At 38.0% G+C, this 26,872-nt stretch carries 30 protein-coding genes and 2 pseudogenes; 4 read left to right on the forward strand and 28 right to left on the reverse strand.

All coding sequences use genetic code 11. The annotated features are described in order from the left end of the window. Nucleotides 1–7: 7 nt before the first annotated feature. Nucleotides 8–1,054, reverse strand: coding sequence for a histone deacetylase family protein (locus HL41_RS05680; RefSeq protein WP_051754531.1), 1,047 nt, complete (start codon nt 1,052–1,054; stop codon nt 8–10). 205 nt (nt 1,055–1,259) lie between these two features. Here HL41_RS05680 and HL41_RS05685 point away from each other — a divergent pair, with 205 nt between their 5' ends. Next, nucleotides 1,260–1,493: a winged helix-turn-helix transcriptional regulator gene (locus HL41_RS05685; RefSeq protein ID WP_038060183.1), complete on the forward strand. Its 234-nt coding sequence runs from the start codon at nt 1,260–1,262 to the stop codon at nt 1,491–1,493. On the opposite strand, the gene HL41_RS05690 is transcribed toward HL41_RS05685, so the two are convergent. The 18 genes from HL41_RS05690 to ruvB all read right to left on the reverse strand — a co-directional run bounded on the left by HL41_RS05690 (nt 1,490) and on the right by ruvB (nt 14,844). After that, entirely contained in the window at nt 1,490–2,410 is a 921-nt protein-coding gene (locus tag HL41_RS05690) for a bifunctional riboflavin kinase/FAD synthetase (RefSeq protein ID WP_038060182.1), read from the reverse strand. The genes HL41_RS05685 and HL41_RS05690 overlap by 4 nt on opposite strands. Next, on the reverse strand, nt 2,391–3,524 hold the full coding sequence (gene carA / locus HL41_RS05695; protein ID WP_038060181.1) for a glutamine-hydrolyzing carbamoyl-phosphate synthase small subunit: 1,134 nt from the start codon (nt 3,522–3,524) through the stop codon (nt 2,391–2,393). Before carA ends, HL41_RS05690 begins: the two co-directional genes overlap by 20 nt. Before the next feature lie 17 nt (nt 3,525–3,541). Beyond that, nucleotides 3,542–4,685 (reverse strand): peptide chain release factor 2 gene (prfB, locus tag HL41_RS05700; RefSeq protein WP_144241974.1). Its coding sequence is split into 2 segments (ribosomal slippage): nt 3,542–4,591 and nt 4,593–4,685, totalling 1,143 coding nucleotides; the frame shifts between segments, so codons are not numbered across the junction. Between the two features lie 32 nt (nt 4,686–4,717). Further along, the gene (locus tag HL41_RS05705; protein WP_051754532.1) at nt 4,718–5,443 is read right to left on the reverse strand and encodes a DVU0298 family protein; all 726 of its coding nucleotides are present in this window, start codon (nt 5,441–5,443) and stop codon (nt 4,718–4,720) included. A gap of 13 nt (nt 5,444–5,456) precedes the next feature. Beyond that, on the reverse strand, nt 5,457–6,647 hold the full coding sequence (locus HL41_RS05710; protein ID WP_038060178.1) for an FprA family A-type flavoprotein: 1,191 nt from the start codon (nt 6,645–6,647) through the stop codon (nt 5,457–5,459). A 34-nt stretch (nt 6,648–6,681) separates the two neighbouring features. Further along, nucleotides 6,682–7,029: a phospholipase D-like domain-containing protein gene (locus HL41_RS05715; protein ID WP_038060177.1), complete on the reverse strand. Its 348-nt coding sequence runs from the start codon at nt 7,027–7,029 to the stop codon at nt 6,682–6,684. A 62-nt stretch (nt 7,030–7,091) separates the two neighbouring features. Next, nucleotides 7,092–7,253, reverse strand: coding sequence for a rubredoxin (rd, locus tag HL41_RS09305; protein WP_081856490.1), 162 nt, complete (start codon nt 7,251–7,253; stop codon nt 7,092–7,094). A 41-nt stretch (nt 7,254–7,294) separates the two neighbouring features. Continuing rightward, complete coding sequence (locus tag HL41_RS09425) at nt 7,295–7,489, reverse strand: rubredoxin (RefSeq protein WP_038060175.1); 195 nt, start codon at nt 7,487–7,489, stop codon at nt 7,295–7,297. 27 nt (nt 7,490–7,516) lie between these two features. Continuing rightward, nucleotides 7,517–7,693 carry a rubredoxin gene (locus HL41_RS09430; protein WP_081890666.1) on the reverse strand — a complete coding sequence of 59 codons (177 nt, stop codon included), beginning with the start codon at nt 7,691–7,693 and terminating at the stop codon, nt 7,517–7,519. A 23-nt stretch (nt 7,694–7,716) separates the two neighbouring features. After that, the gene (locus HL41_RS05725; protein ID WP_038060174.1) at nt 7,717–8,097 is read right to left on the reverse strand and encodes a desulfoferrodoxin; all 381 of its coding nucleotides are present in this window, start codon (nt 8,095–8,097) and stop codon (nt 7,717–7,719) included. 170 nt (nt 8,098–8,267) lie between these two features. After that, a complete protein-coding gene (locus HL41_RS09075) occupies nt 8,268–8,624 on the reverse strand; it encodes a MerR family transcriptional regulator (protein ID WP_051173040.1) in 357 nt (118 codons plus the stop codon). Beyond that, on the reverse strand, nt 8,614–8,907 hold the full coding sequence (locus HL41_RS05735) for an HU family DNA-binding protein (RefSeq protein ID WP_022855461.1): 294 nt from the start codon (nt 8,905–8,907) through the stop codon (nt 8,614–8,616). The genes HL41_RS09075 and HL41_RS05735 overlap by 11 nt, the downstream gene beginning before the upstream one ends. After that, nucleotides 8,904–11,306: a phenylalanine--tRNA ligase subunit beta gene (pheT, locus tag HL41_RS05740; RefSeq protein ID WP_038060173.1), complete on the reverse strand. Its 2,403-nt coding sequence runs from the start codon at nt 11,304–11,306 to the stop codon at nt 8,904–8,906. Before pheT ends, HL41_RS05735 begins: the two co-directional genes overlap by 4 nt. Nucleotides 11,307–11,344: 38 nt before the next feature. Then, nucleotides 11,345–12,358: a phenylalanine--tRNA ligase subunit alpha gene (gene pheS, locus HL41_RS05745; protein WP_028843067.1), complete on the reverse strand. Its 1,014-nt coding sequence runs from the start codon at nt 12,356–12,358 to the stop codon at nt 11,345–11,347. Then, the gene (rplT, locus tag HL41_RS05750; protein WP_038060172.1) at nt 12,358–12,714 is read right to left on the reverse strand and encodes a 50S ribosomal protein L20; all 357 of its coding nucleotides are present in this window, start codon (nt 12,712–12,714) and stop codon (nt 12,358–12,360) included. The genes pheS and rplT overlap by 1 nt, the downstream gene beginning before the upstream one ends. A 33-nt stretch (nt 12,715–12,747) precedes the next feature. Further along, nucleotides 12,748–12,954 (reverse strand): 50S ribosomal protein L35, encoded by a 207-nt coding sequence (gene rpmI / locus HL41_RS05755; protein WP_022855457.1) that lies wholly within the window; start codon nt 12,952–12,954, stop codon nt 12,748–12,750. A gap of 70 nt (nt 12,955–13,024) precedes the next feature. After that, nucleotides 13,025–13,864 (reverse strand): 3-methyl-2-oxobutanoate hydroxymethyltransferase, encoded by an 840-nt coding sequence (panB, locus tag HL41_RS05760; RefSeq protein WP_038060171.1) that lies wholly within the window; start codon nt 13,862–13,864, stop codon nt 13,025–13,027. Next, the gene (gene ruvB / locus HL41_RS05765; protein ID WP_051754533.1) at nt 13,846–14,844 is read right to left on the reverse strand and encodes a Holliday junction branch migration DNA helicase RuvB; all 999 of its coding nucleotides are present in this window, start codon (nt 14,842–14,844) and stop codon (nt 13,846–13,848) included. Before ruvB ends, panB begins: the two co-directional genes overlap by 19 nt. A gap of 199 nt (nt 14,845–15,043) precedes the next feature. Here ruvB and HL41_RS09315 point away from each other — a divergent pair. Beyond that, nucleotides 15,044–18,262 (forward strand): annotated as a pseudogene (locus HL41_RS09315) (ribonucleoside triphosphate reductase). Nucleotides 18,263–18,492: 230 nt separating this feature from the next. Here the strand turns inward: HL41_RS09315 and xth are convergent. The 9 genes and pseudogenes from xth to HL41_RS10000 form a co-directional block, all read right to left on the reverse strand. Continuing rightward, the gene (gene xth, locus HL41_RS05780) at nt 18,493–19,296 is read right to left on the reverse strand and encodes an exodeoxyribonuclease III (protein ID WP_022855452.1); all 804 of its coding nucleotides are present in this window, start codon (nt 19,294–19,296) and stop codon (nt 18,493–18,495) included. An 11-nt stretch (nt 19,297–19,307) separates the two neighbouring features. Then, complete coding sequence (locus tag HL41_RS09495; protein WP_022855451.1) at nt 19,308–19,478, reverse strand: RCKP-type rubredoxin-like domain-containing protein; 171 nt, start codon at nt 19,476–19,478, stop codon at nt 19,308–19,310. A gap of 213 nt (nt 19,479–19,691) precedes the next feature. Next, a complete protein-coding gene (locus HL41_RS05785) occupies nt 19,692–20,843 on the reverse strand; it encodes a carbohydrate porin (RefSeq protein ID WP_038060169.1) in 1,152 nt (383 codons plus the stop codon). Nucleotides 20,844–20,933: 90 nt separating this feature from the next. Continuing rightward, nucleotides 20,934–23,078 carry a ferrous iron transport protein B gene (gene feoB, locus HL41_RS05790; protein WP_038060167.1) on the reverse strand — a complete coding sequence of 715 codons (2,145 nt, stop codon included), beginning with the start codon at nt 23,076–23,078 and terminating at the stop codon, nt 20,934–20,936. Then, nucleotides 23,075–23,305, reverse strand: a complete 231-nt coding sequence (locus tag HL41_RS05795) for a FeoA family protein (RefSeq protein ID WP_038060166.1) — start codon at nt 23,303–23,305, stop codon at nt 23,075–23,077. The genes feoB and HL41_RS05795 overlap by 4 nt, the downstream gene beginning before the upstream one ends. Nucleotides 23,306–23,321: 16 nt before the next feature. Beyond that, nucleotides 23,322–23,996, reverse strand: a complete 675-nt coding sequence (locus tag HL41_RS05800) for an HD-GYP domain-containing protein (protein ID WP_038060164.1) — start codon at nt 23,994–23,996, stop codon at nt 23,322–23,324. 5 nt (nt 23,997–24,001) lie between these two features. Then, nucleotides 24,002–24,760 (reverse strand): GGDEF domain-containing protein, encoded by a 759-nt coding sequence (locus HL41_RS05805; protein WP_051754534.1) that lies wholly within the window; start codon nt 24,758–24,760, stop codon nt 24,002–24,004. A 20-nt stretch (nt 24,761–24,780) separates the two neighbouring features. Next, a complete protein-coding gene (locus HL41_RS05810; RefSeq protein WP_038060163.1) occupies nt 24,781–25,113 on the reverse strand; it encodes a FeoA family protein in 333 nt (110 codons plus the stop codon). Nucleotides 25,114–25,173: 60 nt separating this feature from the next. Beyond that, nucleotides 25,174–25,389, reverse strand: a pseudogene (locus HL41_RS10000) (DUF2325 domain-containing protein); the annotation flags it as partial. A 283-nt stretch (nt 25,390–25,672) separates the two neighbouring features. On the opposite strand from HL41_RS10000, the gene HL41_RS05815 reads away from it, so the two are divergent. After that, nucleotides 25,673–26,356, forward strand: a complete 684-nt coding sequence (locus HL41_RS05815; RefSeq protein ID WP_038060162.1) for a peroxiredoxin — start codon at nt 25,673–25,675, stop codon at nt 26,354–26,356. Nucleotides 26,357–26,368: 12 nt separating this feature from the next. Then, on the forward strand, nt 26,369–26,602 hold the full coding sequence (locus HL41_RS05820) for a helix-turn-helix domain-containing protein (RefSeq protein WP_038060161.1): 234 nt from the start codon (nt 26,369–26,371) through the stop codon (nt 26,600–26,602). Nucleotides 26,603–26,872 lie beyond the last annotated feature (270 nt).

Below are 26,872 nucleotides of genomic sequence, written 5' to 3' on the forward strand. Positions count from 1 at the left end.
CTTAACCTTAAATCTCCCAAAATCCTTTAAAAGCAAGCAAATCCTTTATTTTCCTAAAAAGCTCTAAAGCATAAGAAGAAGGTGAAACCTCATAATGTAAAAACCTCTTTTTTTCTTCTATCAATGTTTTAATTAAAGTTGCGGTACCCTCTGAAAGATTTTTTAAATTATACCCCCCTTCTAAAGAAAACAAAATTTTACCATTACAAAAATTATATGCTATCTCTCTTAATATCTCAGTAATTATAGCGATTCCTTTACAACTAACCTCAAGATCTCCTAAAGGATCATCTAACATGCAATCAAAACCTGCGGAGACAAGTATTAACTGAGGTTTATATTGAAACGCTATAGGTTTAAGAAGGTTTTGATAAAAGAAAATAAAGTCGTCATCTCCACATCCATGCTTCAGGGGAACATTTATCGTATAGCCTCTTCCATAACCTGTTCCTATTTCATCATAGTTTCCAGTTCCTGGATAATAAGGATATTGATGGGTAGAGAAAAACAAAACTTCATCAGTATGATAAAAAGACTTTTGGGTCCCATTTCCATGATGAAGGTCAAAGTCTACTATTAAAATCCTTTTAATTCCGTAATAATTTCTTGCATAGTAGGCTGCAAGAGCTATGTTATTAAAAAGGCAAAAACCCATGGCCCGATCTCTTTCTGCATGATGTCCAGGTGGTCTGACCAAGGCAAACACATAATCAAAACCCTCTTCAAAAATAAGCTTTAATCCAGTTTTTTGAGCACCAACTGCATAGCAAGCAGCCTCAAAAGAATATTCGTTACCTCCTGTATCTGCATCTATCTGAAAAGTACCTTTCTCTGCACTTGTCTTTATAAAGTTGTATAAACTTTCTGTATGGTTCCAAAGTATTTCTTCTTTTTCGGCCTTTTCAGGAGGAAAAATTTGTATTAATGGCCTTAAATCTTCTTTGTTTAATCTCTCTAAAATAACTTTTACTCTTTCTGGTCTCTCAGGATGAAAACTGCCAGGATCATGTTTTAAAAAAATCTCATCAAATATCACAGCAACTTTATTACCCATTTTATACCTTTCATTATAACAAAATCTTTTAAAAATTGAACCTAAAAATCTCCACACTATTTACACACTTTATTTTATACTCAATAACTACAATATTTGGTTTTTATTATATTATTGTTCCAAGCTTATCTACTTATATTATTGATTTATTTTTTTCTTAGGTTATAATTTAAAATTCCAAAACAGAACAATAGGAGGAAAAATTATGAGAAAAAGAAGTAGATTTATTACAGTTGAGGATGTAAAATTTGTATATGAAAACTATGCCAAAATGAGTGCATCTGAGATAGCAGAAAAATTAGGAATTAGTAAATTTCAAGTTAATAAAATCGTCAATGAACTAAGAAAAAGAGGAATTAACATTCCCAAAAAAATAGGTAAAAAGAAAAATGTTTATGATCAGTTTGTAGAGATGTTAAAAGAAGAAAATAAAGCTTAATCGGTTAAGATTGTGTCTATCAATCGGCAATCTTTACTGATTTGGGCTTTAAGTTCTTCTATAGACCCAAATTTTCTTTCTGGTCTAATTTTCTTAACAAACTCTACTTTAAGCTGTTTTCCGTACAATTCTTGGTTAAATCCTAAAAGGTGGACTTCTACAGTGAGTTCTTTTTGTTCAAAGGTAGGTTTAACTCCAATGTTCATAGCCCCTTTAAACCTTTGATTTTGGTAATAAACCCACACTGCATAAACCCCTGAGGGGGGCAAAAGTTTATTTTTAGGTATTTCTATGTTAGCCGTAGGAAATCCAAGTTTTTTTCCTAGCCCTTGACCTTTTATCACCTTTCCTATCAGAAAGTAGCGATGTCCAAGAAAAAGATTGGCCTTTTCTATATCTCCTTTTTCGATGGTTTGTCTTATCAAAGTGCTTGAAACCGTGGTATGATCGACAGTAACAGGATCTACTGTCTTTACCACAAAACCGAACCTTTCTCCTAATCTTTTTAAAAATTCTGGGTCACCCTCTCTTTTTCTGCCAAACCTAAAGTTAAAACCTATAACTACTCCTTTAGCCTTAAGACTATCTACTAAGTATTCTTCTACAAAGAGGTCTGGGGTAAGCTTGGCCATGTTAACTGAAAAAGGTATTATAGCAACATGTTCTATGTTTAGACGAAAAAAAAGGTCAAGTTTTTCTTCAAAGGTGGTTAAAAGTTTAAAGTTGGCTTCAGGAAACAAAACAGTTCGAGGATGAGGGTCAAAAGAAACTAACAGCGGGGTTACGCCTAACTCGGTGCTAAGGGCAAAAGTTTCTCTAAAAAGGTTTTTGTGTCCTAAATGGATACCGTCAAAACTTCCTATAGTAACAGCGGTTTCAAAAGGTAAAGGGAAATCTTTAGGGGTATATATTTTCAACCTTTCCCTCCACCAGTTTTAAAAAGCTGTCAAAAAGATAGACTGAATCATGAGGCCCAGGTGCGTTTTCAGGATGGTATTGGACTGACATTGCCCTAAGGTCTGGAACAAAAATCCCTTCAAGGGTGTCATCGTTAAGATTTACATGGGTAATCACCGTATCCTTAGGAAGCTCTTCTTTTTTAACACAGAAACCATGGTTTTGAGAAGTAATCTCTACCTTTTTGTTTATCAGGTTTAAAACAGGATGGTTTATCCCTCTATGTCCAAACTTTAGTTTATAAGTAGTAGCTCCCAAGGCTTGTCCTAAGATCTGGTGCCCCAAACATATACCGAAAATAGGTTTTTTACCTAAAAGTTGTTTTACTGTGTTTACGATATGCTGTAAAGGTGCAGGGTCTCCTGGACCGTTAGAAAGGAAAATCCCGTCAGGATTATGGGCAAGAATCTCGTCAGCTGAGGTATAGCACGGAAACACCAAACACTCGGCATCTCTTTCTACAAACAACCTTAACTGATTAAACTTTAACCCACAGTCTAACACCGCTATTTTGTACTTAGCTTCCCCCTTAAAAGTGGTTAACCTTTCCTTCCCCTGTTTTCCGTAGTAATAAGGCTCTTTACAAGTAACATATTGGACTAAATCCCTACCTACGTAATCAGGACTCTCTTTTATCTTTTCTAAAAATTTTTTAGGATCCAAAGTCTCGGTGGTTATTCCTCCCTTCATAGAACCGTAAAGTCTAAGGTGCCTGGTTAAAGCTCTGGTGTCTATTCCCTCTACCGCCAAAACGTTATTTTCAATCAACCACTCTCCTAAAGACTTTTCAGCCCTCCAGTTGCTGTAAAAAGGTTGATATTCTCTTACGATAAAACCCGCTACTTGAATCCTTTCGCTTTCCATATCTTCAGAATTGATCCCATAGTTTCCGATAAGAGGATAAGTCATGGTTACTATCTGACCATAATAAGAGGGGTCGGTAAGTATTTCTTGATAACCGGTCATCCCTGTGTTAAACACTATTTCACCATAGGTTTCTCCGGTTATGGTAAAAGACCTTCCCCAAAAGTAGGTTCCGTCTTCTAACATTACCAAGGCTTTTGGTTTGTCCATAAAGCACCCCTTAGTCCTTAAGTTTTTTGATTAAGCTTTTGCTTTGCATCCCACAGTAAATATTCCCGGATAAAATCGTCTATCTCTCCATCTAAAACATCTTCCACCTTAAAAACCTCTAACTGGGTACGATGATCCTTTACCACCTTGTAAGGATGTAAGATATAACTTCTTATCTGATTACCCCAACCTATTTCTTTTTTTTCACCGATCAGACTTTCTTTTTTCTGTTCAAGTTTTTGCTTTTCTAACTGATATAATCTTGATTTTAATATTTTCAAAGCTATGGCTTTGTTAAGATGTTGACTTCGCTCATTCTGGCAAGAAACCACTATCCCTGTAGGGATATGGGTAATCCTAACCGCACTTTCTGTTTTGTTAACATGCTGGCCTCCGTGGCCACCTGCCCTCATAGTTTCAATCTTTAAGTCTTCAGGTCTTATCTCCACCTCTATGTTTTCGTCTATTTCAGGAATTACCGTTACCGAAGCAAAAGAAGTATGTCTTCTTGCATTAGCATCAAAAGGTGATATTCTAATCAACCTATGAATACCTTTTTCTCCTTTAAGATACCCATAAGCCCAAGAGCCTTCAACTAAAATTACTGCACTCTTTATCCCTGCCTCTTCTCCAGGCAGGCTGTCTACCAATTTTACCGAAAATCCCTTTTTTTCAGCCCACTTTACATACATCTTTAGCAACATATAAGCCCAGTCCTGAGCGTCTGTGCCTCCTGTTCCTGCATGGATGCTTAAAATGGCAGAAGAATAGTCATACTCATCGGAAAGAAGAAGCTTGCTTTCTTCTTTCTTTAGTTTTTTTTCAAACCGTTCTATGTCTTCAAAAAGGATTTCTAAATAATCTGGATTTTTTTCCTCTTTGTAAAGTTCATACCACTCAGAAAGGTTTAAAAAATCTTTTTCTAAATCTTCAAAAAGATTTAACCTTTCTATCAGGCTTGCACGCTCTTTAAGCAGGTTCTTAATAGAAGGGGATTCCCAGTCGATGTTGTTTTGTTGAAAAACTTCTTCTATCTGAGAAAGGCGTTTTTTGATAGAATCGGGGTCAAAGACACCCCCTTAAATCTTGAAGCTGTTCAGAAAAATAATTTAAAATCTTTTCTAAGTCTATGTTTTTATAAACCTGAGCCGCTGTTTTCATAGCGAGATAAATATAAAACAATTTTTTAAAAATTAAACCCTAAAAACTAAACTTTCTGAACTTTTATATCGGATATCTTGGCCATCAAACATAAGGAGCCGAAATCTTTCTTTTTTAAACTCCTCTAACCGTTGTTTTATCGGAGTTGGGTCTAAGTTAAGAATAGACAAATCAGGAGAAATCTGAGAAAGTGACCATAAACTTAAGAAGCTTACTATCTTGTCTGTAGAAAAGATATGATCATACACATAAACATGCGCCTTTCTTTCGATGAGGTCCTCAGTCTTAGCTTGAGCTAATCTCCCTATTCCCCAGATTATCCCTCTCTGAGCCGGAGGAAACTCCAAGTAATTATCTGCCTTATATTTTCTTTCATCCTTTGGGTCCCAGATGTAAGAAACATAAATCGAAAGATATTCTTTCCTCAAAACCTCTGAATAAAACATCGCCTCAGCAAATCCTTCAGGAACCCCCCAAGCCATGCTCCCTGACTCCTCATTTAACATCCACATAAGCCTTCTGATTACTACCCTTGCTCTCTCTATATCCTGATCTGCTATTTTCTTTACAACCACACCAAAACAGGCTATAGCCTTCCACCTTACCATTTCATCTTTATGCAAAAAAGCCCCGATTAAAAAGCTTACCACCTTAGAAGGGGGAAGTGTCTTTATAGTTTCTATTGCCTTAAAAAGAGGGTCCTCTTCTAAAGTCTTGAGGACCCTCTTTTTAAGTTGGGGCTGGTAAAGATTAGGCAAAACCAACCTCTTTTTATACCTCTTTTATCTTTTGAGCTAAAAGCCTTCCCAAATCTGCGCAGCTTTTAAGTACTTCTTGATTAGGAGCATACTTGCATTTTATACCTTCGTGGATAACCTCAGCCTGTATCTCTTTTAAATACTCGTTTAGCTGAGCTACTGCCTCTCCACTCCATCCGTAGGAACCAAAGGCAAACCCTAATTTTTTTCTCGGTCTAAGTCCTTTCATATAGGTTACAAAGGAAGCCATGGTAGGAAGCAGGTTGTTGTTAAGGGTGGAAGAACCTAAAACTACACCTTTAGCAAGCATAACCTCAGTCATCACATCTGTTATGTCAGAAACAGAAAGTTTAAACACCCTCGCCTCTACACCTTCTTTAACAACTCCTTCAGCAATAGCATAAGCCATCTTTTCGGTGCTCTTCCACATAGTATCATAAACTATCACCACCCGATTATCTGCCTCATAAGAACTCCACTTATCATAAAGTTCTAAAATGTCTTTTATCTTGCTTCTCCAAACCACACCATGGTCAGGACAAATGGTCTCTATTTCAAGACCTAAATCTTTTATGGTTTTTAACAGCTTTTGAACCTGAGGAGAAAAAGGTAAAACGATGTTAGCGTAATACTTAGCTGCCTCTTGGATTAAAACACAGTAGTCTACCTCGTCATCAAACCTTACACTGGTTGCGTAGTGCTGTCCAAAGGCATCCTGAGAAATAAGGATCTTCTCTTCAGGAATATAACTCACCATGCTATCAGGCCAGTGTATCATCGGGGTTTCTATAAACCGGATGGTTCTTTTACCTATCTTTACTTCGTATCCCGTCTTTACCTCTTCAAAGGGAAAGTCAGTGTTATGTAGATAGGCAGAAAGCCCTAATTTTCCGTTTCTGGTAATGAAAATCTTTTCAGGGTTGATTTTTTGAGCAATATAGCTGAAACCTCCTGCATGGTCAGGTTCAATATGGTTTACCACTAAATAATCAATCTTTTCAGGATTGATTATCTTAGAAATACGCCCAAGCATCTCATCCTCAAAACCGTGTTTTACGGTATCAAACAGCGTAACCTTTTCATCGATCACAAGGTAACTATTGTAGGTAGTACCCTTAATGGTTGTGTAACCATGAAAATTTCTTACATGCCAGTCTACCGCTCCTACCCAATAAATCCCTTCTTTAATCTTAACTGGCTCCATAAACTCCTCCTGCAATCATTTAATATGTTTAGAGTTAGAGTGTAATGATAGTATAACCTTTTTTTATAAAGTTTGCCATACCAGCATGCCCATACATATCTTCCAAAATCTCAAGTCCTTTTTCTTTAGCTACCTCTAACGTCCCCATCTTTTGTGCACAAGCCTTACAAACACCTGCGATAAGATTTTTTTCTAAACATTTTTGAAAAAGATTGTATAACACGCTCTTTTCGGAAAAAAGTTCAGGAATTAACTTGGTAGAAGCACCCTCTAAAACTACCTTTACTTCAAGACCTTTTTCTGCTGCATCCAAAGCATTTAACAAAACATGGATAAAACACATAGGCTCTTCTTTAAAGGCAAAAAAGGCTATTTTATTCATAACATCACCTCTAAATTTTTAAAGGTAAAGAAGGGAGGATTTTCCTCCCTTCTTTTGATCAATTAATCTTCTGGTACGAAATCGCTTTTAGCTGCTCCACAAATCGGACAGGTCCAATCATCAGGAAGACTCTCAAAAGGAGTGCCTGCAGGAATACCATTGTCAGGATCCCCGTTGGCCGGGTCATAAACATAACCACAAACACTACACTTGTACTTTTTCATAGGTAACCTCCTGGTTTAATTTTTATGGTTTAAGTAACAACTTAAAAACCTCTTTCCTCTTCCTTAAAGGTAGTCTTGTTAGCCCCACAATGAGGGCAAGTCCAGCTTTCAGGTAGGTCCTCAAAACAAGTTCCTGGAGGAGAAACAAACCTTGAAGGATCCCCTTTCTCCGGGTCATAAAGGTAACCACAACATTTACACCTATATTTTTTTCCTTTCTTGTGCTTCTTTTCCATAAAACGTATTCCTGTTTATTTTACTAATTAATCGGGTAAAGGTAGAAACATATTTTTAGGAGCTCCACATCTTGGGCACTTCCAGTTGTCTGGTAGTTTCTCAAAAGGTGTCCCTGGAGGTATATTTCCTTTTGTATCTCCTTGTTCAGGGTCGTAGATGTAACCACACCTGCTACATTTATATTTTTTAGGTTTGTCAGCCATAACTTCACCCCTGCCTTTAAAATTTATGCGCCTTGCCAATATCCATGAAGGTTACACCACTCCTTAGCCACTACCTTGGCTGCTTTTACCTCAAACACCGCCTCAGGAGCCTCCCCAGGCTTCAAGAACTTAATGTAAACCTTATCTTCATCAGCATGCAACTCAATCCACTCTATGTAATGTTCCTCTGTCATGGGATGAGGCACACTTCCTACCTTTACCTTATAGACATCTCCTTCTTTTTCTATCACAGGAACATGCTTCTCAACGGCCGCATCCACTGTATTAGGAGTTTGTAACTCCATAGGTTTTCCACAACAAACCAACTGACCTTTTCCTCCATGCATCACCAACACTATGTTTCCACAGACCTGACATTTATAAAGTCCAAGTTTTTCCGCCATAACCCCCTCCTTTTTATAAAAATTTTAAATTAAAAATAATTCATTTTAAAATAAAAGTCAATACCTTTTCAAAAAATTTAAAAAAAATTTTTTATCTATTTAAAATCTCTCAAAGTTTAGATTTATTTAGCAAAACCAGCCGAAAATAGGAAACTTAAGGATTGTAATTTTTATAAAGACTTGTAGATTTCTTTAAGTTCTTTGATTACTTCCCTGATAAGCTTTCTCAGGGCTTTTTCTTTTGTAAGGACCTCTTTTGGACTGAAAAGGGCTGGTTGTTCAAGTTTATAAAGGTTCAAAAACTTTTTAACCCCTTCTAAGGTATACCCTTCTTCTATCAGTTTTTTTACCTTAAAAAGAAGTTCAAGTTGGTCTTTTTTGTAAAACTTTCTGTTAGAAATTCGATAAGGTTTAAGCTGGGGGATCTTTTTTTCCCAGTAATAAAGCACATGAGGTTTTATATTTAAAAGTTGAGCAACCTCAGAAAGAGGAACATAAAGGGTTTCTAAAGGCTTTTTAGGTTTCATCTTGAAGTTCAGCTTTAAACTGAGGAGCTATCTTAAACCTTACCTTTTTAAACGAAGGTATCTTGACGACCTCCCCAGTTTTTAAGTTCCTCCCTATTTTCTCCTTGGTTTTATAAGGAATAAAACTTCCAAACCTTACTATCTGAACCTCTTCCCCTCTTTCTAACCCAAGTTTTATTTCTTCTAAGATTTCTTCCACAATCCTACCTAAGGTCCTCTTAGAAAGACCAGTCTTTTCAGCCAAAACCTTTATTACTTCTTTTTTGGTTATCGTCTTTTTCATCGTGGTTTAGCGTTAAATTTATCAAAAATCTTTTTAGCTACCTCATCTTGAATGTGATTGACCTCTTCATCGGTTAAGGTTCTATCTTCAGCTCTATACCAAAACCTCAAACTTACGCTTTTTTGACCTTCTGGAATAGGTGGGCCTTCATAAACCTTCACACAGCTGACCTTCTCTAAGTAAGGAATAGATAAATTTTTAATAAAAGCTAATATCTCTCCCACCTCAAAATTTCTATCAACTACACAGGTTACATCCCTGGTGGTAGAAGGAAACTTAGGAGGCTTTTTAAGCTTTTTAATGCTACCTAAAGAAGGGAAAATTTTCAAAATCTTTTTTAAGTTTATCTCCCCCACCAATACGTTGGTCTTAAGGTCAAAACTCTTTAATATAAAGGTTTTTACTTCTCCTGCAAAACCGATTTTTTCTTCTCCAAGATAAAGGTCAAAAGAAAGACCGCGTTTTAAAAAAGGCTCTTCAGAATATGGCTTAAACGCTACTTCAAGGGTTAGGATCTCAAAAAACTCCTCCAAAACACCTTTAAGGTCATAAATATCAAATTTTTCTGGTTGACCATGCCAGTTCTCGGTATTCTTTTGTCCCATCAATAAAAATCCCAGGTATAAAGGCTCATCTGGGAGGAGTTCTTGATTAGGTATAAAGACCTTTCCTGTTTCAAAGATAGCAAGAGAATTAACCTCTCTAAAAAAGTTAAAACAAGCAGTCCTGAGAAGCCCAGGGATTAAAGTAGTTCTCATCACAGACTGGTTAGAGGCAAGAGGATTAGCTATCTCTAAAGGTTTAGACCTAAGGTCTTCTGGATCGAGATGAAGTCTGTCTAAATCCTTTGGGTCTATAAAACTATAGGTAATTACCTCAAAAAATCCAAAGGCTCTAAAAAGCTCCTTTACCTTTTCTTCTAACCTTAAAAATGGGCTTTTCCCTTTAGCCCAAAGGTCTGCTTTAGGAAAAGTAGTAGGTATTTTTTCGTATCCATATACTCTGGCGATCTCTTCGATCAAGTCCTCTGGTATCTTTAAGTCCTGTCTGTAGGAAAAAGGTTTTACTTCAAAACTATCTCCTATAGACCTTACCTCACCCACCTTCGAAAGAATACCTTTTATTTCCTCTACAGGAAGAGAAAACCCTAAATATTTGGTTACCTTTTTTTGTGATAACACGATTTGAGGATATACATAAGGCTTAGGATAAAGGTCTACCATCTCAGAAAAACGCTCGGCCTTGGCTGTCTCTAAGATCATCTGAGTAGCCCTTAACACCGCTAAAGGTATACCCTCAGGATCTATGTTTCTTTCAAACCTGTAGGAGCTTTCAGTTGAAACCTTGTGTCTCTGAGAACTCATCCTTATCCATTTAGGATTAAACCAGGCAGCCTCTAAAAAAAGATTTTTTGTTTCTTCAGAAACCCCTGACTCCTCTCCTCCCATGATACCCGCAAGCACAAGGGCTTTTTCTGCATCGGCTATCACCAAATCTTCTTCTGTAAGAGTTCTCTCTATCCCGTCAAGCATCATTAATTTTTCCTGAGGATAGGCTCTACGAACGATTATCGCATGCCCATTTATCTTGTCCCAATCAAATGCATGTAAAGGCTGTCCTAATTCTAAAAGAACATAATTGGTGATATCTACCACGTTGTTGATCGGTCTTAAACCACATTCCCATAGTCTCTTTTGAATATAAAAAGGACTTTCCCCTATTTGAACGTTTTCAAAGGTTCTCCCTATATACCTAAAACAACCTTCAGGCTCTAAAATCTTGATCTCACCTTTAAAATATTTACCTTCTTTTAAGTAATCCTCAAAAAGAAGAGGTTTTAACTCCCAGGAAGTTAACAAATGAAGTTCTCTTGCTGCACCCAAGACAGAAAGTACATCTCCTCTGTTAGGAGTTACCGCAAGTTCTAACACAGCCTCATTTATTCCTAAAATTTCATAAACAGACCTTCCTAACGGAGAACCCTCTGGTAAAACCAGTAAGACCTCCTTTTCAGGGCCTGTCCCAGCTTCATAAGGAGAGAGAAACATCCCCTCAGATTGATACTTTTTTACCCTCTTTACTTCTACCTTATCTCCGGAAAAAGTATTACTCCCAGGTTTGGCTAAGGCTAAAATAAGTCCTGGTTTTACCTGATCTTTAGCCGTGGTAAAGACTGTAAAGACCTCTTTCCCGTCGGTAACTTTACAAAGAGCTACTTCCTTAAGGTCTTCTGGAGTTAAAACTTCTATGATTTTTACCGAGATTATCTCTCCCAAACGTTGGTATGGATCTTCTACTGCTTCAACCTCGATACCACCCATCGTAAAGATTTCAGCAATCTCTTCTGGAGACTTTTGAAGGTCTATGAACTCTGAAAGCCAACTGACGGGGATTTTCATAAGGTCTCTCCTGTCTTAGGCTAAAGATTTAAAGGTCTTTACTTAAAACTTTCAAGGAAATATAGATGGTTATCAAAAAACAGCCTGATGTCATCTATTTCATATTTTATCATCGCTATCCTTTCGATACCAAGCCCAAAGGCAAAACCTTGCCATATAGAAACGTCATAATTAACCGACTTAAACACCTCAGGATGCACCATCCCAGCCCCTAAAATTTCTAACCAACCCGTACCACTACAAACCCTACATCCCTTTCCATTACAAATCACACAACTGATGTCCATCTCAACACTTGGTTCAGTAAAAGGAAAATAGCTTGGTCTAAACCTAACCTTGGTCTTTTCTCCAAAAACCTCTTTAGCAAAATAAGTAAGGACTCCTTTAAGGTCAGAGAAACTCACCTCTTTGTCCACCATCAAGCCTTCTATTTGATGAAACATCGGGGAATGTCTTACATCGTCATCGCATCTATAGACTTTACCAGGAGCGATGATCCTTAAAGGAGGCTTTCTCTCAAGCATAGTCCTTATTTGAATAGGGGAGGTGTGGGTTCTGAGGATACTTCCGTTTTTAAGATAAAAGGTTGCTTGCATATCCCTTGCTGGATGCCATTCTGGGATGTTCAAAGCGGTAAAGTTATAATATTCTGTCTCTACCTCAGGGCCCTGAACCATATCAAAGCCTAAACGCCCAAAAACCTCACAGATTTCCTTAATAACCTGGGTTAATGGATGAAGACCCCCTACTACAGGCCTTCTTCCAGGAAGCGTAAGGTCTAAGCCTGGAAGAATATCTTCCTGTTTAAAAAGAATTTCCTGCTCTTTTTTGACTAAAATTTCTTCTAAGAGATCTTTGAGTTCGTTTAAGATGGTTCCAACTTGTTTTTTTTCTTCCAAAGGGAGGTCCTTAAGCTTTTTAAGATAGCTGGTAAGGACCCCTTTTTTTCCTAAATATTTTAGACGAAACGCGTTAAGTTCTTCAAGAGTAGAAAGGGTTTCAACATTTTTTAAAGCTTCTTGTTTAAGTTGTTCCAGTTCCTCGATTACCATCATTGCCACTGAGCTTTAGCCACTTCAACCAGCTTCGCAAAGGTTTCAGGCTCAGTTACCGCAAGATAGGCAAGCACTTTTCTGTTAAGGTCAACCCCTGCCTTCTTAAGACCTCCCATAAACTTGCTGTAATTCAAACCATAAGGTCTTACAGCAGCATTAATTCTTATCTGCCAAAGTCTTCTAAAATCTCTTTTCTTTTGGCGTCTATCCCTATAAGCATAAACCAAAGCCCTTTCTACGGTTTCCTTAGCTCTTCTGTAGACGTTTTTCCTCTGTCCCCAGTAGCCTTTGGCTAATTTTAAAAGTTTTTTATGCCTTCTTCTGGTCTTAAAACCACCTTTAGCCCTTGGCATAAACTTTTACCTCCTGTAATTTAAAGATTCAAACTAAAATTTATATGGGATAATCTTAGCCACGTGATCATAAAACCCAGCAAAAATCTCTTTGTATTTTTTAAGGTGCCTTTTGGTTTTTCTGCTCTTTTTCCTAAGAAGGTGACTTTTGCCGGCTTTTTTATGCATAATCTTACCATTAGCAGTAACCTTAAACCTTTTGGCAGCTGAACGGTTAGTCTTCATCTTAACCTTAGCCATAAGACAACACTCCCTTATAAAATTTTTATAATTTGAAAACTTTACACCAATTTTTTATAAAAACAACCCCTTAATCTTCTAACAATTCTTTAAGAATCTCTTGAGAAAGGGAAAAACTTTCCTTTTCAGAAGGGAACACTTTTTCTTTACATTCCTTTATATATTGCTCTAAAGCCTTTTTAAAAGCACCAAATCCATCAAAATAAGCCTTAACAAACTTAGGTCTGAACCTTTTAAAAAGACCTACTATATCATGAAAAACCAAGATTTGTCCATCCACAAAGGGACCTGCACCTATACCTATGGTAGGAACGTTTACTTTTTCGGTTATCACCTTAGAAAGCTCTGCAGGCACACATTCTATAACTATAGCAAAAACTCCTGCCTTCTCTAAAATCTTGGCATCCTTTATCAACTTTCTGGCACTTTCTATGGTTTTACCCTGAACCTTAAGGCCACCTAACTCCGCCGCCCTTTGAGGGGTAAGGCCTATATGCCCAAGTACAGGTATCCCTGCCCTAACAATAGCTTCAACCGCCTCTGCCACCTCTTCTCCACCCTCTACCTTAACTCCATGACACCGTCCTTCCTTGATCATCAAACCTGCATTATAAACTGCCTGTTCCTTTGAAACCTGATAGCTTAAAAACGGCAAATCACCTATCCTTATAGTATTAGGAGCCCCTTTACTTACTGCCCTACAAAAAAGAAGCATCTCTTCCATCCCAATAGAGAAGGTATCTTCATGTCCTAACATCACCATCGCCGCCGAATCACCAACAAGGATAAAATCTACTCCTGCAGCCTCAGCAATCTGAGCAGAGGTATAGTCATAAGCAGTTGAGGCCACGATAACCTCTTTTCCCTTTTTTTCCCTAAGACCATAAGGGCTTATTTTGAAAAGAGACATAAACCTTCCTCCAAGGGATTTATACCAAACCTTTCTTTAAGATAAAGATAGCCTTTTTGGGTAAGCACCCTTCCTTTTCTTGTGCGAGCAAGCATCCCTAACCTGATGAGGGCTGGTTCATAGATACTTTCTAACTCTTCAACACTTATACCTGAAGATAAAGCAAGGGACCCTAAACCCACCGGACCACCCTTAAACTCTTTATATAATGTTAAAAGGCACTTTCTGTCCTCAGGAGTAAGTCCCCATTCGTCTATGTCTAAAAGCTCTAAAAACTCTTTTACCAAGCCTTCGTCTACTTTTATAGGTTCTTCTGACTGGCTACGAGTTAACCAGGCAAAATCTTTTAACCTCCTTAATAAGTTTATAGCCTGCCTGGGGATGCCCTTTGAAGCCTTGGCTAAACTTAAGGCTGGCTTTTCGTCTATGTAAAGACCGTAAGCTTTACCTACTTTAATGATAATCTCTTTTAATTCTTCGTCAGTATAAAAATTAAGTTTAAAAATAAGCTGAAACCTGTCTCTTAGTGGTGCCAAGCAAAGATTAGGTTTATTGGTTGCGGCAATCAGCGTAAACTTAGGAAGGCTTAACCTGATGGTTTTGGCCACCTGACCTTTACCGATCACGATGTCTAACGCAAAGTCTTCCATGGCTGCATAAAGCACCTCTTGACATACCTTAGGCATACGATGTATCTCATCTATAAAAAGTATATCCCCTTCCTTAAGGTTTGTAAGGACTGCGGCTAAGGTGCCTGTTTTATCGAGGACAGGACCTGAGGTAATCTTAAGGTCTCTTCTTAACTCAAAAGCTATAATCCTTGCTAAGGTTGTTTTCCCAAGACCTGGAGCACCTATAAAAAACGTATGAGGAAAAACTTCTTGTCTGCTTTTTACAGAAGGAATGTATATCTTAAGCTCTTCTTTTATTCTTGTTTGACCTATAAATTCTTCAAGACTTGACGGTCTATATAAAACCATACAAAATTATTATACCACAAAAGAGAAGTCCAAATAGTATCAAAAAAACTCATTAAAAAAATTCAAAGCTTAAAATCTTTTTAACAAAAACAAACTTGACAAAAAAGGATAGAAGCTGTAAATTTAAAATTAACTAAATATTGTGGTATTTTCAAAGAAAAAACACAATATATTGTAGTTAAACTAACAGGAGGTCTTGATGGAGCCGTTAGTCAGAAAAAGAAACGGCAAAGTTGTTCCTTTTTCTCGTTTTAGGATCATAAACGCTATCCATAAGGCTATGAAGGCTACCCAAATAGGCACCAAGGCTGATGCTGAAAAAATAGCTGATGCTGTTTCTATCTTTCTTTACAGAAATTATTTTAAAAAGGGAGACATTCCTCATGTGGAAACCATCCAGGACATCATAGAAAGAACTTTGATGGAAAGAGGGTTCCCTGAGGTAGCTAAGGCTTATATTCTTTATCGTGAAAAGAGGCGTCAGGCAAGAGAAATCGGGCAAGCCTTAGTTGACGGTATTAACCTTATAGAGGAATATATCGGCAATGAAGACTGGAGGGTAAAGGAAAACTCTAACATGAGTTTTAGCCTTCAAGGGCTTAATTTTCATGTAAGTTCTTCTATCGTTGCCCGTTATTGGTTAGAAAAGCTTTATCCTAAGGAAATCGCCGAAGCTCATAGAGAAGGGGACTTTCATATTCATGACCTTGGCTGTCTTTCAGCCTATTGCATGGGATGGGACCTATATGACCTTCTTTTAAGAGGATTTGGAGGGGTGAGTGGTAAGGTTGAAAGTGCCCCTCCTAAGCATTTTAGGTCTGCCCTTGGACAGATAGTAAACTTCTTTTATACCCTTCAAGGAGAAGGGGCTGGGGCTCAAGCCTTTTCTAACTTTGATACCCTCCTTGCTCCTTTTGTAAGGTATGACAAACTAACCTACCCTGAAGTAAAACAATGTATGCAGGAGTTTCTCTTTAATGTAAATGTGCCAACCAGAGTAGGTTTTCAATGCCTTTCTGAAGATACAGAAATTTTAACTCCAAATGGTTGGAAGAGGTGGAATGAAGTTAATGAAGGAGATTTTATCTATACTTTTAATCTTGAAAAGGGGACTATAGAACCTGCAAAGGTTACTTATGTGTTTAGAAGGAAGTATGAAGGCATAATGTATAACTTAAAAAATCGCAACCAGGATCAGCTTATCTCACCTGGCCATAGAGTTGTAAGACAAATATTTAATACAGATAAATTTATCCTTCAGCCTATTGAGGAGATACTTGGGTTTAAATCTCCTATTCCAATACCTGTTACAGGAGAAAACTCAAAAGAAGATTATCCCATTTCAGATGAGGAATTAAAGCTTTGTGCCTGGGTTCTTTCAGAGGGTTCAATAGAAAAAGACGGATCTAAAAGAGTTAGTATTTATCAGTCTAAGGAAAAACATCCTGAAAATTACGAAGAAATCAAGGCTTTACTTGAAAAATTGAACCTTAAATATACGGAAAGAGAACAGGAATCCTGGGGGAAATGTATCCATATAAGACTTTCTCCAGAGTCAAGCAAGTTTGTTCATGCGGTAATGGGAAATCCAAAAAAGATATTCCCTTTTTATCTTTATCAGTTAAGTAAAAGACAGGCTCGTCTTTTCCTTGAAACTTATGCTAAGGGTGATGGATGGATTGATGGAGGGAGGATAAGAATTACAACTACTGATAAAGATTTTGCTGATGGACTTATGGCAGTGGGAGTTCTCGCAGGATACAATGTTTCCATAAGAGAACGCAAACCCGAAATAAATAATAAAAAATTAAGATATGAGCTAACCTTTACTCAGACTAAAACTGATTATATCCAACAAATAGATAAGGTTCCTTACTGTGGTATCATCTGGTCAGTTCATACCGAAAATGAAACTGTAATTGCAAGAAGAGCTGGGCAGGTGTTTATAACTGGAAATACACCTTTTACCAATCTTACCTTTGATCTTAAGCCTTCAAAGCTTTATGCCAAGGCAAATGTCATAATAGGAGGGAAACCTCAAGACAGTGTGTATGAGGAGTTTCACAAAGAAATGTCTATGATAAACAGGGTTTTCTGTGAGTTAATGATGGCAGGAGATGCTAAGGGAAGGATTTTTACCTTTCCTATTCCTACTTATAACATCACTAGGGATTTTGACTGGGATAATCCTGAATATGAACCTCTCTGGGAGATGACCAGAAAATACGGGATACCTTATTTTGCAAACTTTGTCAACTCAGACATGGACCCAGAGGATGCCTTCAGCATGTGTTGTAGGCTTCGTCTTGACAAGAGAGAACTGAGGAAAAGAGGAGGAGGGTTGTTTGGGGCTAACCCTTTGACCGGAAGTATAGGGGTGGTTACCATCAACATGCCAAGGCTTGGATATCTTGCTACCTGTGAAGAGGATCTTTTTGAAAGGTTAGAAAGGTTGATGGAACTTGCTAAGGTATCCCTTGAGATCAAAAGAAAAGTGATCGAGGATTTTACTGAAAAAGGACTTTATCCATATTGTAAAGTTTACCTAAGCTCGGTAAAAGAGGCGAGAGGTGCTTACTGGGCTAACCATTTTTCTACCATAGGACTTGTAGGGTTGAATGAGATGTGTCTTAACTTTTTAGGTAAGCCCATATATGATCCAGATGCCAAGGAATTTGCTATAAAGGTATTAAAGTTTATGAGAGATAAAATTGCAGACTTTCAGGAAGAAACAGGAAATCTTTACAATCTTGAGGCCACCCCAGCAGAAGGAACAAGCTACAGACTGGCAAAAATTGACAAGAAAAAATTCCCTAGGATCAAAACCGCAGGTACTGAAGAAGCTCCTTACTACACTAATTCTTGCCATCTCCCTGTTAACTATACAGACGATATTTTTGAGATACTTACCCATCAAGATGACCTACAGATACTTTTTACTGGTGGAACGGTCGTTCATCTTTTTATCGGAGAAGAAATCCATGATACCAACGTGGTAAAGGACCTGGTAAAAACCGTGGTAGAAAACTTTAGGCTTCCCTATTTTTCCATCACACCCACCTTTTCTGTCTGTCCTGTACATGGCTATCTACCTGGGAGACATGACTTCTGCCCCTATCCTCATTCTGAAGCTGACTTAAACAGGTTTGGGGTAGAAATGGAGCTTCCGATTAGTCTGGCTAAAAATTTTGCTAATACAGCTATAAGTTAAAACTCCCACCCAAGGAGGATTGAGATGAAAGAAGAAAAGACTCAAAAGGTAAAAGTGGTTCCTTGTGAGGTTTATAGCAGAGTGGTTGGTTATTTTAGACCGGTACAGAACTGGAATAAAGGTAAACAACAAGAGTTTAACGAAAGAAAAACTGTAAGACTTGACGGTTCTTTCAAAGTAAATTTTTCTCCTGTAGGAAAACATTAATGGAAGACCAAAAAAGGGAGTGTTACCTCCCTTTAGTAAAGGAAAAAAAGCTTAAAGAAAAAGGTTGGGGCTGGGGTCTGTGATTTTTGTGGAAAATCCCAGTCCTTTTGTTATCTCTGTACCCACTGCGGTCTTACCATTTGTCAAACTTGTTTTATAGAAAATCAGAGAATGTTTACCAGAAGTGGGGTAACCTGGGTTTGTCCTTCTTGCCTTAACTGGGAAACTCTTTAGACTAAAAATTTAGCTATTAAAGGGGCATGGTCTGACGGCTTAGGTTTAGTTCGAAAACTTTTTTCTACATAAACGTCTCCTAACTTTTCTAACAAAGGCCTAGTGATAAGAATATGGTCAAGACGCATCCCCTGATTTTTCTTAAAAGCCCCAAACTGATAATCCCACCAGGTAAAAACCCCTCGGGCATCGGGATACTTCTCTCGCAAAGTATCATAAAAACCAAAAGAAAGAAGGTCAAAAAAAGCTCTTCTTTCCTTTTCAGTAAAACAGATATGTCCTTCTAATAAACCTGGGGCAAACACATCCTTATCTTCTGGGGCTACGTTAAAGTCTCCCATAAGGATGATAGGGTCCTCAGGAGAAAAGGTTTTCTCAAAAAACTCTTTGAGCTGCCAGAAAAAACTTAGTTTGTAGTAATAGTAATCTGACTCAGGTTGACCTCCGTTTGGTATATACACCGAAAAAACCCAAAGAGAAGCGAAACCAAAGCCCTCAACCTCTATCCCAATAAGCCTTTCTTCTGCATCAGGAAAACTCTCAGGCTCTGAAGTATTTTCGAAACCCCGTTTTATAATCTTTGGAGCCACCTTTGAAAGTAAAGCCACTCCATTTCTCCCCTTCCCTCCAGAATGAACTACATGATAACCTATCTCTTGATAGGGTTTAAAAGGGAAATCTTCGGTCTTTACCTTGGTTTCTTGTAAAGCAAGGAGGTCTGGACCGACCTCCTTTAAAAATTCTAAAACCTGTTCTTTTCTAACTTTTATAGAGTTAACATTCCAGGTAGCAACTACCATGATAAATAGAATTACCCAGCTTTTTTCTTACATCCTCTTTTCTTAGGCTCACAAGAAGAGGATGAATTAGCTTCTGTCCCTTCTTTAACCATCGTGTTCATCTCTCCACATTTAGGGCATTTTTTAGGCTTACACCTTGATTCTTTTGTTTCTCCGCAGTTACTACATTTCCACAACCCCATAGTCCACCTCCTCCTCAAAATAATATAAAACTTAACTTTTATTAATACTCATTTTAGAAAAATTTCAAGACCTTTAATACGAAATTTTCTACCTGTTTTTATCTGAGGGAAATTTTTTTTTTACTGAACATCAACTTAAATATGGTTAATATTTAAAAGTTAAGAGGGATAACCTTGAGGGGTTATCCCTTTGTACTATTTGTCTTACAAAGCTTAAAAAGTTAAGTTTAGCCTTACCCCGAAGATATGACCTTTATTTTCTGGGTTTTCCTCGTACTTAAGCCTATCTTTCATCCATTGCCAGTCAAAGGTGAGATGTGAGGCAAAGAGTTTTTCTTTTTCGTATATAGGAACAGAAAGATAGGCTTCTACAGCTTGTGTATGTTTTAGTTCTTCGTTTTTGGAAGAGGCTTTAAGGTAAGCGTAACCTACCCCTAATTCAACGTTTTTTACACCAAAGGGTTTAAACTTATAGTTCAACCCTAAGGAATACATGCTTTTGTAGTCTATTTCTGCGTCATCATCCTGAAAACCAGCTCTTGCAAAAACCCCAAGGGTATCTTTGATTATATCCTGGTCTATAGAAATACCCCAGCCTTTTAAGGCCTTTTTCTTTTCTCCATCCCAATCAGGGAAACGCTTGTTGGTAGTAAAGACAAAAACCCGATAGTTTCCTTCTCCAAGAGAGGTTTCTAATTTATACCCTACCTGAGCAGCATAATAATTATAAGTTTTCTTGTCAAACCTCGGGTCCTCATTCTCGTCAGTTTTACTTTGCATCCCCAATAAGGCTAAACTAAAAGGCCCCTTAGACCACTCTACAGCTACCCCGTAGTCATAACTTACAAGGTTAGCCAACGGGTTGTTTACAAAAGCCTCGTTCATAAACTGGGTCAATTCATCGTTTGCAAACCGGTTTTGGTCGATGAAAGCGGTTGCGTCTATGATTCCCAAGGTTGTTTTAAGGGTTGAGTTGCCTGGTAGATCAAAGGTTCTTGCATACCAAAGTTCTTGCAAATGGTCTCTTGAACGGTTGTTGATGTTGTGAAGGTCATCCCTGAGGTCATCTGAATTAGGGGAGAGTTTAAAAGGACTAACCTTTTTTAATCCATTTCCTTTGGCAAAACTACCTCTTACAGAAAATTCATCCTTTTCTGTAGGTTTAAACGTAACCCTTGCGTCAAGAACCACAGACCCTTTTTCCTCGTCCTTAAAATCTCCCTTTCTCTTATCTAACCACTGGTAAACCCCTGTCAAGTTTGCCTCGATAGAGAGTTTTTCGTTTACCTCATAAGCCTTAGCCTTAACAGGAACTCCAAAAACCAAAAGACCTAAGGACAAGGTCGTAAAAACCTTTCTTATCATAATCTCCCCCCTGATTTAGTTTTAGCTACATGTTTTTACAATTTTAACATAAACTTTAAAGTTGTGCCACCTTTATCATAAAAATAATTTTTATAAAATTAACCTTGCAAGATGATAAACTACAAAAGATACTATCCAGGCAACGATAAAGGTAACCAAAATTATCTGACAAACGAACTTAAAGGATCCTGCTTCTATCCTCACGGTTGCTGCATAAACCATGCATGGAAAATATAGGAGTACAAAAACCATAAAAGAAAGAGCTGAAGCAGGGGTAAACCTATTTTGAAGTTCAGATAAAATACCTGTACCTTCTTCTGATACCTCTGCCGTGAGGGTAACGATCCTAAAAGTAGAGATCAGATTAACCCCTACTTCTTTTGTTTTTTCAGCAAAAAGCAAAATCAATTCTTTAAGGTCTTCTTTAAAAGAAAGTTCCTCTTGGGGATTATCTTCAACATCTCCACCATAAATTTGTGCCATCGTTGAAACTATAACCTCTTTTGCAGGAAACCCTGCCAAAAGGCTGGCACTACTTGCCCAATCTCCAAAACCGAGAGGTTTAAAAATAGGGGCTATCAGATGTCCTGTTTTGCCTAAGATTGAGTCTTCAGGTTTTTCAGGCTTCCAGGGAAGGTTCAGTGCCATCCATATGAGAACATTAAACGCCAAAACCAAAGTCCCTGCTTTGACCACAAAATGTTTTAGCTTAAGCCAGGTGTGGATGGCAAGATTTTTAAGGGTAGGGATACGATAAGGCGGTAGTTCCATGATGAAAGGTCCGCTAACCCCCTTAAAATAGGTTTTGTGAAGAATAACAGCAAGGCTAAGAGCTACAGCTATACCCAACAGATAGATGAAAAGAAGCACCGCTGCTGAGTGAGTTGCAAAAAAAGCTGCCACAAACAAAGCATAAACTGGCAGTCTTGCTCCACAAGACATAAAAGGAACTATAAACATCGTAAGTTTTCTCTCATGCTCCTGTTCTAAAGTTCTACAAGCATATACAGACGAAACATTACAACCAAACCCCATAAGAAGAGGGATAAAAGCTTTTCCCTGAAGACCAAAGTATCTCATGATTCTATCCATAAGAAAAGCCGCCCTTGCCATATAACCTGTAGCTTCAAGAAAGGTTATCATAAACATGATCATCCCGATGATAGGAATAAAAGACAACACAGTCCCTACTCCTACCCAAATACCATCCACCATAAGGGAAATTAACCAGTCTGTTATCCCTGCAGAGGAAAGCCCTGCCTCTATCCATTTTCTAAAAACTTCATTTATAGCTTTGTCCAAAAAATCTATGTAAGGGTTAGCTACATCAAACGCAACCTTAAAAGAAAGCCACATCACCAGAAGAAAAAGAGGTATACCTAAGATCCTGTTTAAAACTATCTTGTCTATCTTTTCTGTAAAGGTCTCCCGTCTGATTTCTGGACGTTGAAGCACCATTTTGGCAATCCCGGTTGCTAAACCATACCTGACATCAAGCAAGTAATCACTAAACTCTACCTCGTGGACTGTCTTAATGTGTTTGAGGATGTTTTCTATTTCTCTTCTATCAAGCTCAATACCCAACTTTTTTAAAAGATCCTCCTCTCCCTCTAACAACTTAAAAACCACAGCCAAGCTTACCCTTTCTAAATCCGGTTTTACCGCTTTTATACGGTATAAAATCGTTTTTATTAAATCCTCTAACTCCTCTCCATAAGGAAGCTTAGTTGGCACGATTGCCCTTTCAAAGACTTCGATCAAGGCCTCCTTAATTTCTTCAACTCCCTGTTCTTTCACCGCTACCGTTGGGATTGCCTTTACTTTAAGGATTTCTTGTAAAAGTTCTATGTCTACCTTATATCCAAGTTTTTTTGCCTCATCAAACATATTCAAGGCAATTACCATAGGCTTTTCAAGTTCTATCAGTTGTACCACAAAATAAAGGTTTCTTTCAAGATTTGTGGTATCAACCACACATAAAATAACGTCGTAGTCTTCAAGAAAGAGAAAATCTCTGGTAATGGTTTCGTCTACGGTATAAGGGGTTAAACTGTAAGTACCAGGCAAGTCGATGAAGTGTAAAATATAATTTTTATAGGATAGTTTTGCCTGTTTTTTTTCTACCGTTACCCCAGGCCAGTTGCCAACTTGAAGGTTAGCCTTGGCAATGGCGTTTATCAAACTTGATTTACCTGTGTTAGGATTACCAACCACTGCTATCTTTATTTCTTTCATCCTATCACCTCCACCTCTATCAACTCTGCCTCTTTTTTTCTGATAGAAAGATGATATCCTCGCACTTCTACATCTACAGGGTCAGCAAGAGGAGCAATCCTAACTATTTGAAGCTCAACCCCAGGGGTTATACCCATTTCCTTTAGGCGTTGTTTTACCGATGGCGGTCCTTCAACAGAAACTACTTTAACTCTCTTCCCTAAATTAACCTTAGAAAGTTTGGGCATCGGTTTTCACCTCCTTTTAAGATTTGGTTATCAAACCTAACCAACCCCTTATTCTTTCCTCCATGCTAAGAAAAATGTCTACTATTTCTGGGTCAAACTGAGAACCTGAGCCTTTTTTGAGTTCTTCCAAAGCTTCTTCGAAACTTAAAGGTTCTCTGTAAGGGCGATTGTCTGTCATCGCAGAAAAAGCGTCAGCTACAGCTATTATCCTTGCTCCAAGAGGTATTTCCCGTTTTTTTAGACCTGCAGGATAACCCTTTCCATCCCATCTTTCATGATGATAAAGCACCATCTCTATAACCCCACCTTTGCCTTGAAAAATCCTGATATCCTTGAGATAATCTGCCCCAATCACTGGATGTTTTTTGACTATATTCCACTCCTGCTGTGTTAAAGGACCTGGTTTTTTCAAGATTTCATCAGGTAGAGCAAACTTTCCGATATCATGGAGATGTCCTGCTATATGAATAAGGTCTGCCAGTTTAGGAGGAAGCCCTAAGGCTAAAGCAAGCATGTAGCTTAACACAGCTACTTTTTCTGAGTGGTATTTGGTATACAGGTCTTTACTTTCCATGAGATTGGTCAAGACTTCACAAATTTGATGAACAGTAACCATCAGAGGTTGACATTTTTCTATCTGACAACATAATTCTACGATTTCAGGGTCATAAAGGCACTGTTTGGCCAACATCTTCCCTACTCCTCACAAACAGAAACTGAGTTCTTCCCAGACCTTTTTGCTTGATAAAGGGCCTTATCAGTCATTTCAAAAAGTAGTTCCAGGGGTCTAACCGGGGGAGCTCCACAAATCCCAAGACTTACGGTAACTTTTAAAGGTTGACCCTGCCACCAGACAACATGGTTAGCCACAGCCCTTCTTATACGCTCGGCAATCAACTTTCCTAACTCAAGGGTAGTATTTTTTAATAACAAGGCTATTTCCTCTCCACCCCATCTAACAGCCAGGTCTGTTTTCCTGAGGTTGGTTTTGATGACTTGAGAGATATCTTTTAAAACCCTATCTCCTGCTTGGTGCCCAAAGGTGTCGTTGAATCTTTTAAAATCATCCACATCTGCTAAAACCAAGCAATACGGTGGGTTGGCTAACTCTTTTCTTAAGAGATTTTCAGCAAACTGTCGTGTTAGAAGACCTGTCAACTGGTCAACCCTTGCAAAATCTCTCAACATCTCATAGGAGGTTTTCAACGGTCTAACCAAGATATACTTTAGGAATGCTTTATCTAAAGCTACTCTACTTTCGTTAAACCTGACTACCACCCTATCTCCAAAAGGGTCCTGATGGATAATTTCTACCAAAGTTCCCTCCTGAACGCCAATGCTTTTTAACCTCAGGCTTAAGTCAAAGGAAGAAATACATATCACCTCAGCCAATTCTCCTAATGGGAAGTTAGACAGGGGATAAACGGTAAATTTTTGACATTTTCGTATACTCATCCCTGCCTCCCTCCTTTTAACTATGATTTATGGTTTGTTTTAAGAACCATTATTTTCATCGCCAGTTTTCGGCTTAGCGCGATAAAAGTTTCTTCTACCCTAAGAAGAATAGGATTACCTGGCTTGTTTTGTTTTACCTCTACTACCTGCCCGGGTTTAAGCCCCATAGACCCAATCTTTTGGTTAACAACATCTTTTTTACCTCTTAGACAACACTTAACACCACCACAACCTCTACAGGTATACCAAGAATCAACCTTTAAGTCTGAAGAAAGAGAATAGATTTTGCCAAGCTCTCCTTCTCTAAGAAGAGCTAAAGGGATTAATCCCTTTTCTTTTAAACCCTCAACCATGTCTGACCTCCCTTATTTAATTTATTCTGCATTTCATTTGCAATAAATAGACAAAAAAATTTAGGCATGCACCCTTAACTGGGTAATAAGTTTTTTGATTCTACAAAGACCTTTGGACCGGCAAAAGATACATTTTTTCTTACCGCAACTTTTAGCAAGCTTAACAAGCTCATGAGATACACATCCTGTTATTATGATTATGTAATCAGCTGATGAAAGGGTATAAGGAGCTTGAGGAGACCATCTGTTAATAAACCTGAGTTTCAGCTGGTTTTCTTTAGCATATTCTTCTAACTAAGGTTTTAACCTATCGTGCCCTCCTACGACCACAACTGTCATACCTACCCTCCTGTTTGTTTTTACCATCCTGCTTTTTAAAATTGCAATTGAAATTAAATCTCAATTTACTCATATTTTTTATTTTGTCAAGTCTTTTTAGAATGTTTAAATTTTAAATTTTTAGGGTATTTGAATTTTTACCCCTTGACAAAATTTTATCCTGCATTATAATTCTTATTAAAAATTAGTTTTAATTAAAAATAATTACAGGAGGTGGGTTATGGAAGAGGTAAAAGAAGTAATCAGTATGCCAAGGATTGGAGACCAAGCTCCAAGTTTTGAGGCTATGACCACGATGGGACCTATCAAGTTTCCAGAAGACTTTAAAGGACAGTGGGTGGTGTTCTTTTCCCATCCGGCAGACTTTACTCCAGTTTGTTCTACCGAGTTTTTAGCCTTTGCTCAGATGAACGAAGAGTTTGCCAAAAGAAACGTTCAGCTTTTAGGTTTAAGCATAGACAGCGTGTTCTCTCACATCGCCTGGGCTATGAACCTAAAAGAAAAAACCGGAATAGAGATTCCCTTCCCTATAGTAGCTGATGCTGATGGTAGAGTAGCAAAGCTTTATGGGATGTTACATCCAGGAGAAAGTTCCACCGCTACCGTAAGGGCTGTTTTTATCATAGACCCTAACGGTAAGATAAGGGCTATAATTTACTATCCTCTTTCTGCAGGAAGAAACATGAGAGAAATCTTAAGGTTGATTGATGCCTTACAAACTGCTGACAAGCATGGGGTAGCCACTCCTGCCAACTGGGTTCCTGAGCCTCAGGTTTGGGAGTTTACTGAGGAGAACACAAAGGTAATAGTACCTCCTCCAACCTCCTATGAAGAGGCAGTAAACAGGGCTAAACAGGGATATGAATACATCGACTGGTATTTTTGCAAGAAAAAACTGAGTTAGAGGGAAAAAAACATGTCTACAGGTTGTGTAAGCCCTGACGGAAGGCTTAGCGAAAGAGCTCTTGGGCTGTTAAAGTTGTTAGAAGAAAAAGGGGCTCTTACCCCTGCTGAAATAGCAGAAATAACCAAAAGACCCCTTTTTCAAGTAAGAAGTTCGCTAAGAGAACTTACAGAGGCTGGGTTTATTACCTCATCAGAAGGGGAAAAATACAGGCTTACAGAAAAAGGACGTGCAGCTTTAAGTTAAAGCTCTTTTATTTTTATAAAAACAGGAGGAAGGGAAAAATTCCCTTCCTCCTGTTTAAACTTTTTCACGTTTAGGGTCTAATTTAACCCCAAAATTTTCCTTAAAAAAGTTACCTTCTAACCCTTTTCTAACATATCTTTTTACTTTCCCCTTTTAAATTCAACCCTAAGAAGTTGACTTTTGATGTTTTTATGTTAACCTTTTTTAAATTTTTGGTTAACGAAATTTAAACCCTTTATCTAAAAACCAAAATCTCCTTTGGTATGGGGG

Origin of the sequence: Thermodesulfobacterium commune DSM 2178, assembly GCF_000734015.1 — a bacterium.
Classification (GTDB): Bacteria; Desulfobacterota; Thermodesulfobacteria; order Thermodesulfobacteriales; family Thermodesulfobacteriaceae; genus Thermodesulfobacterium; species Thermodesulfobacterium commune.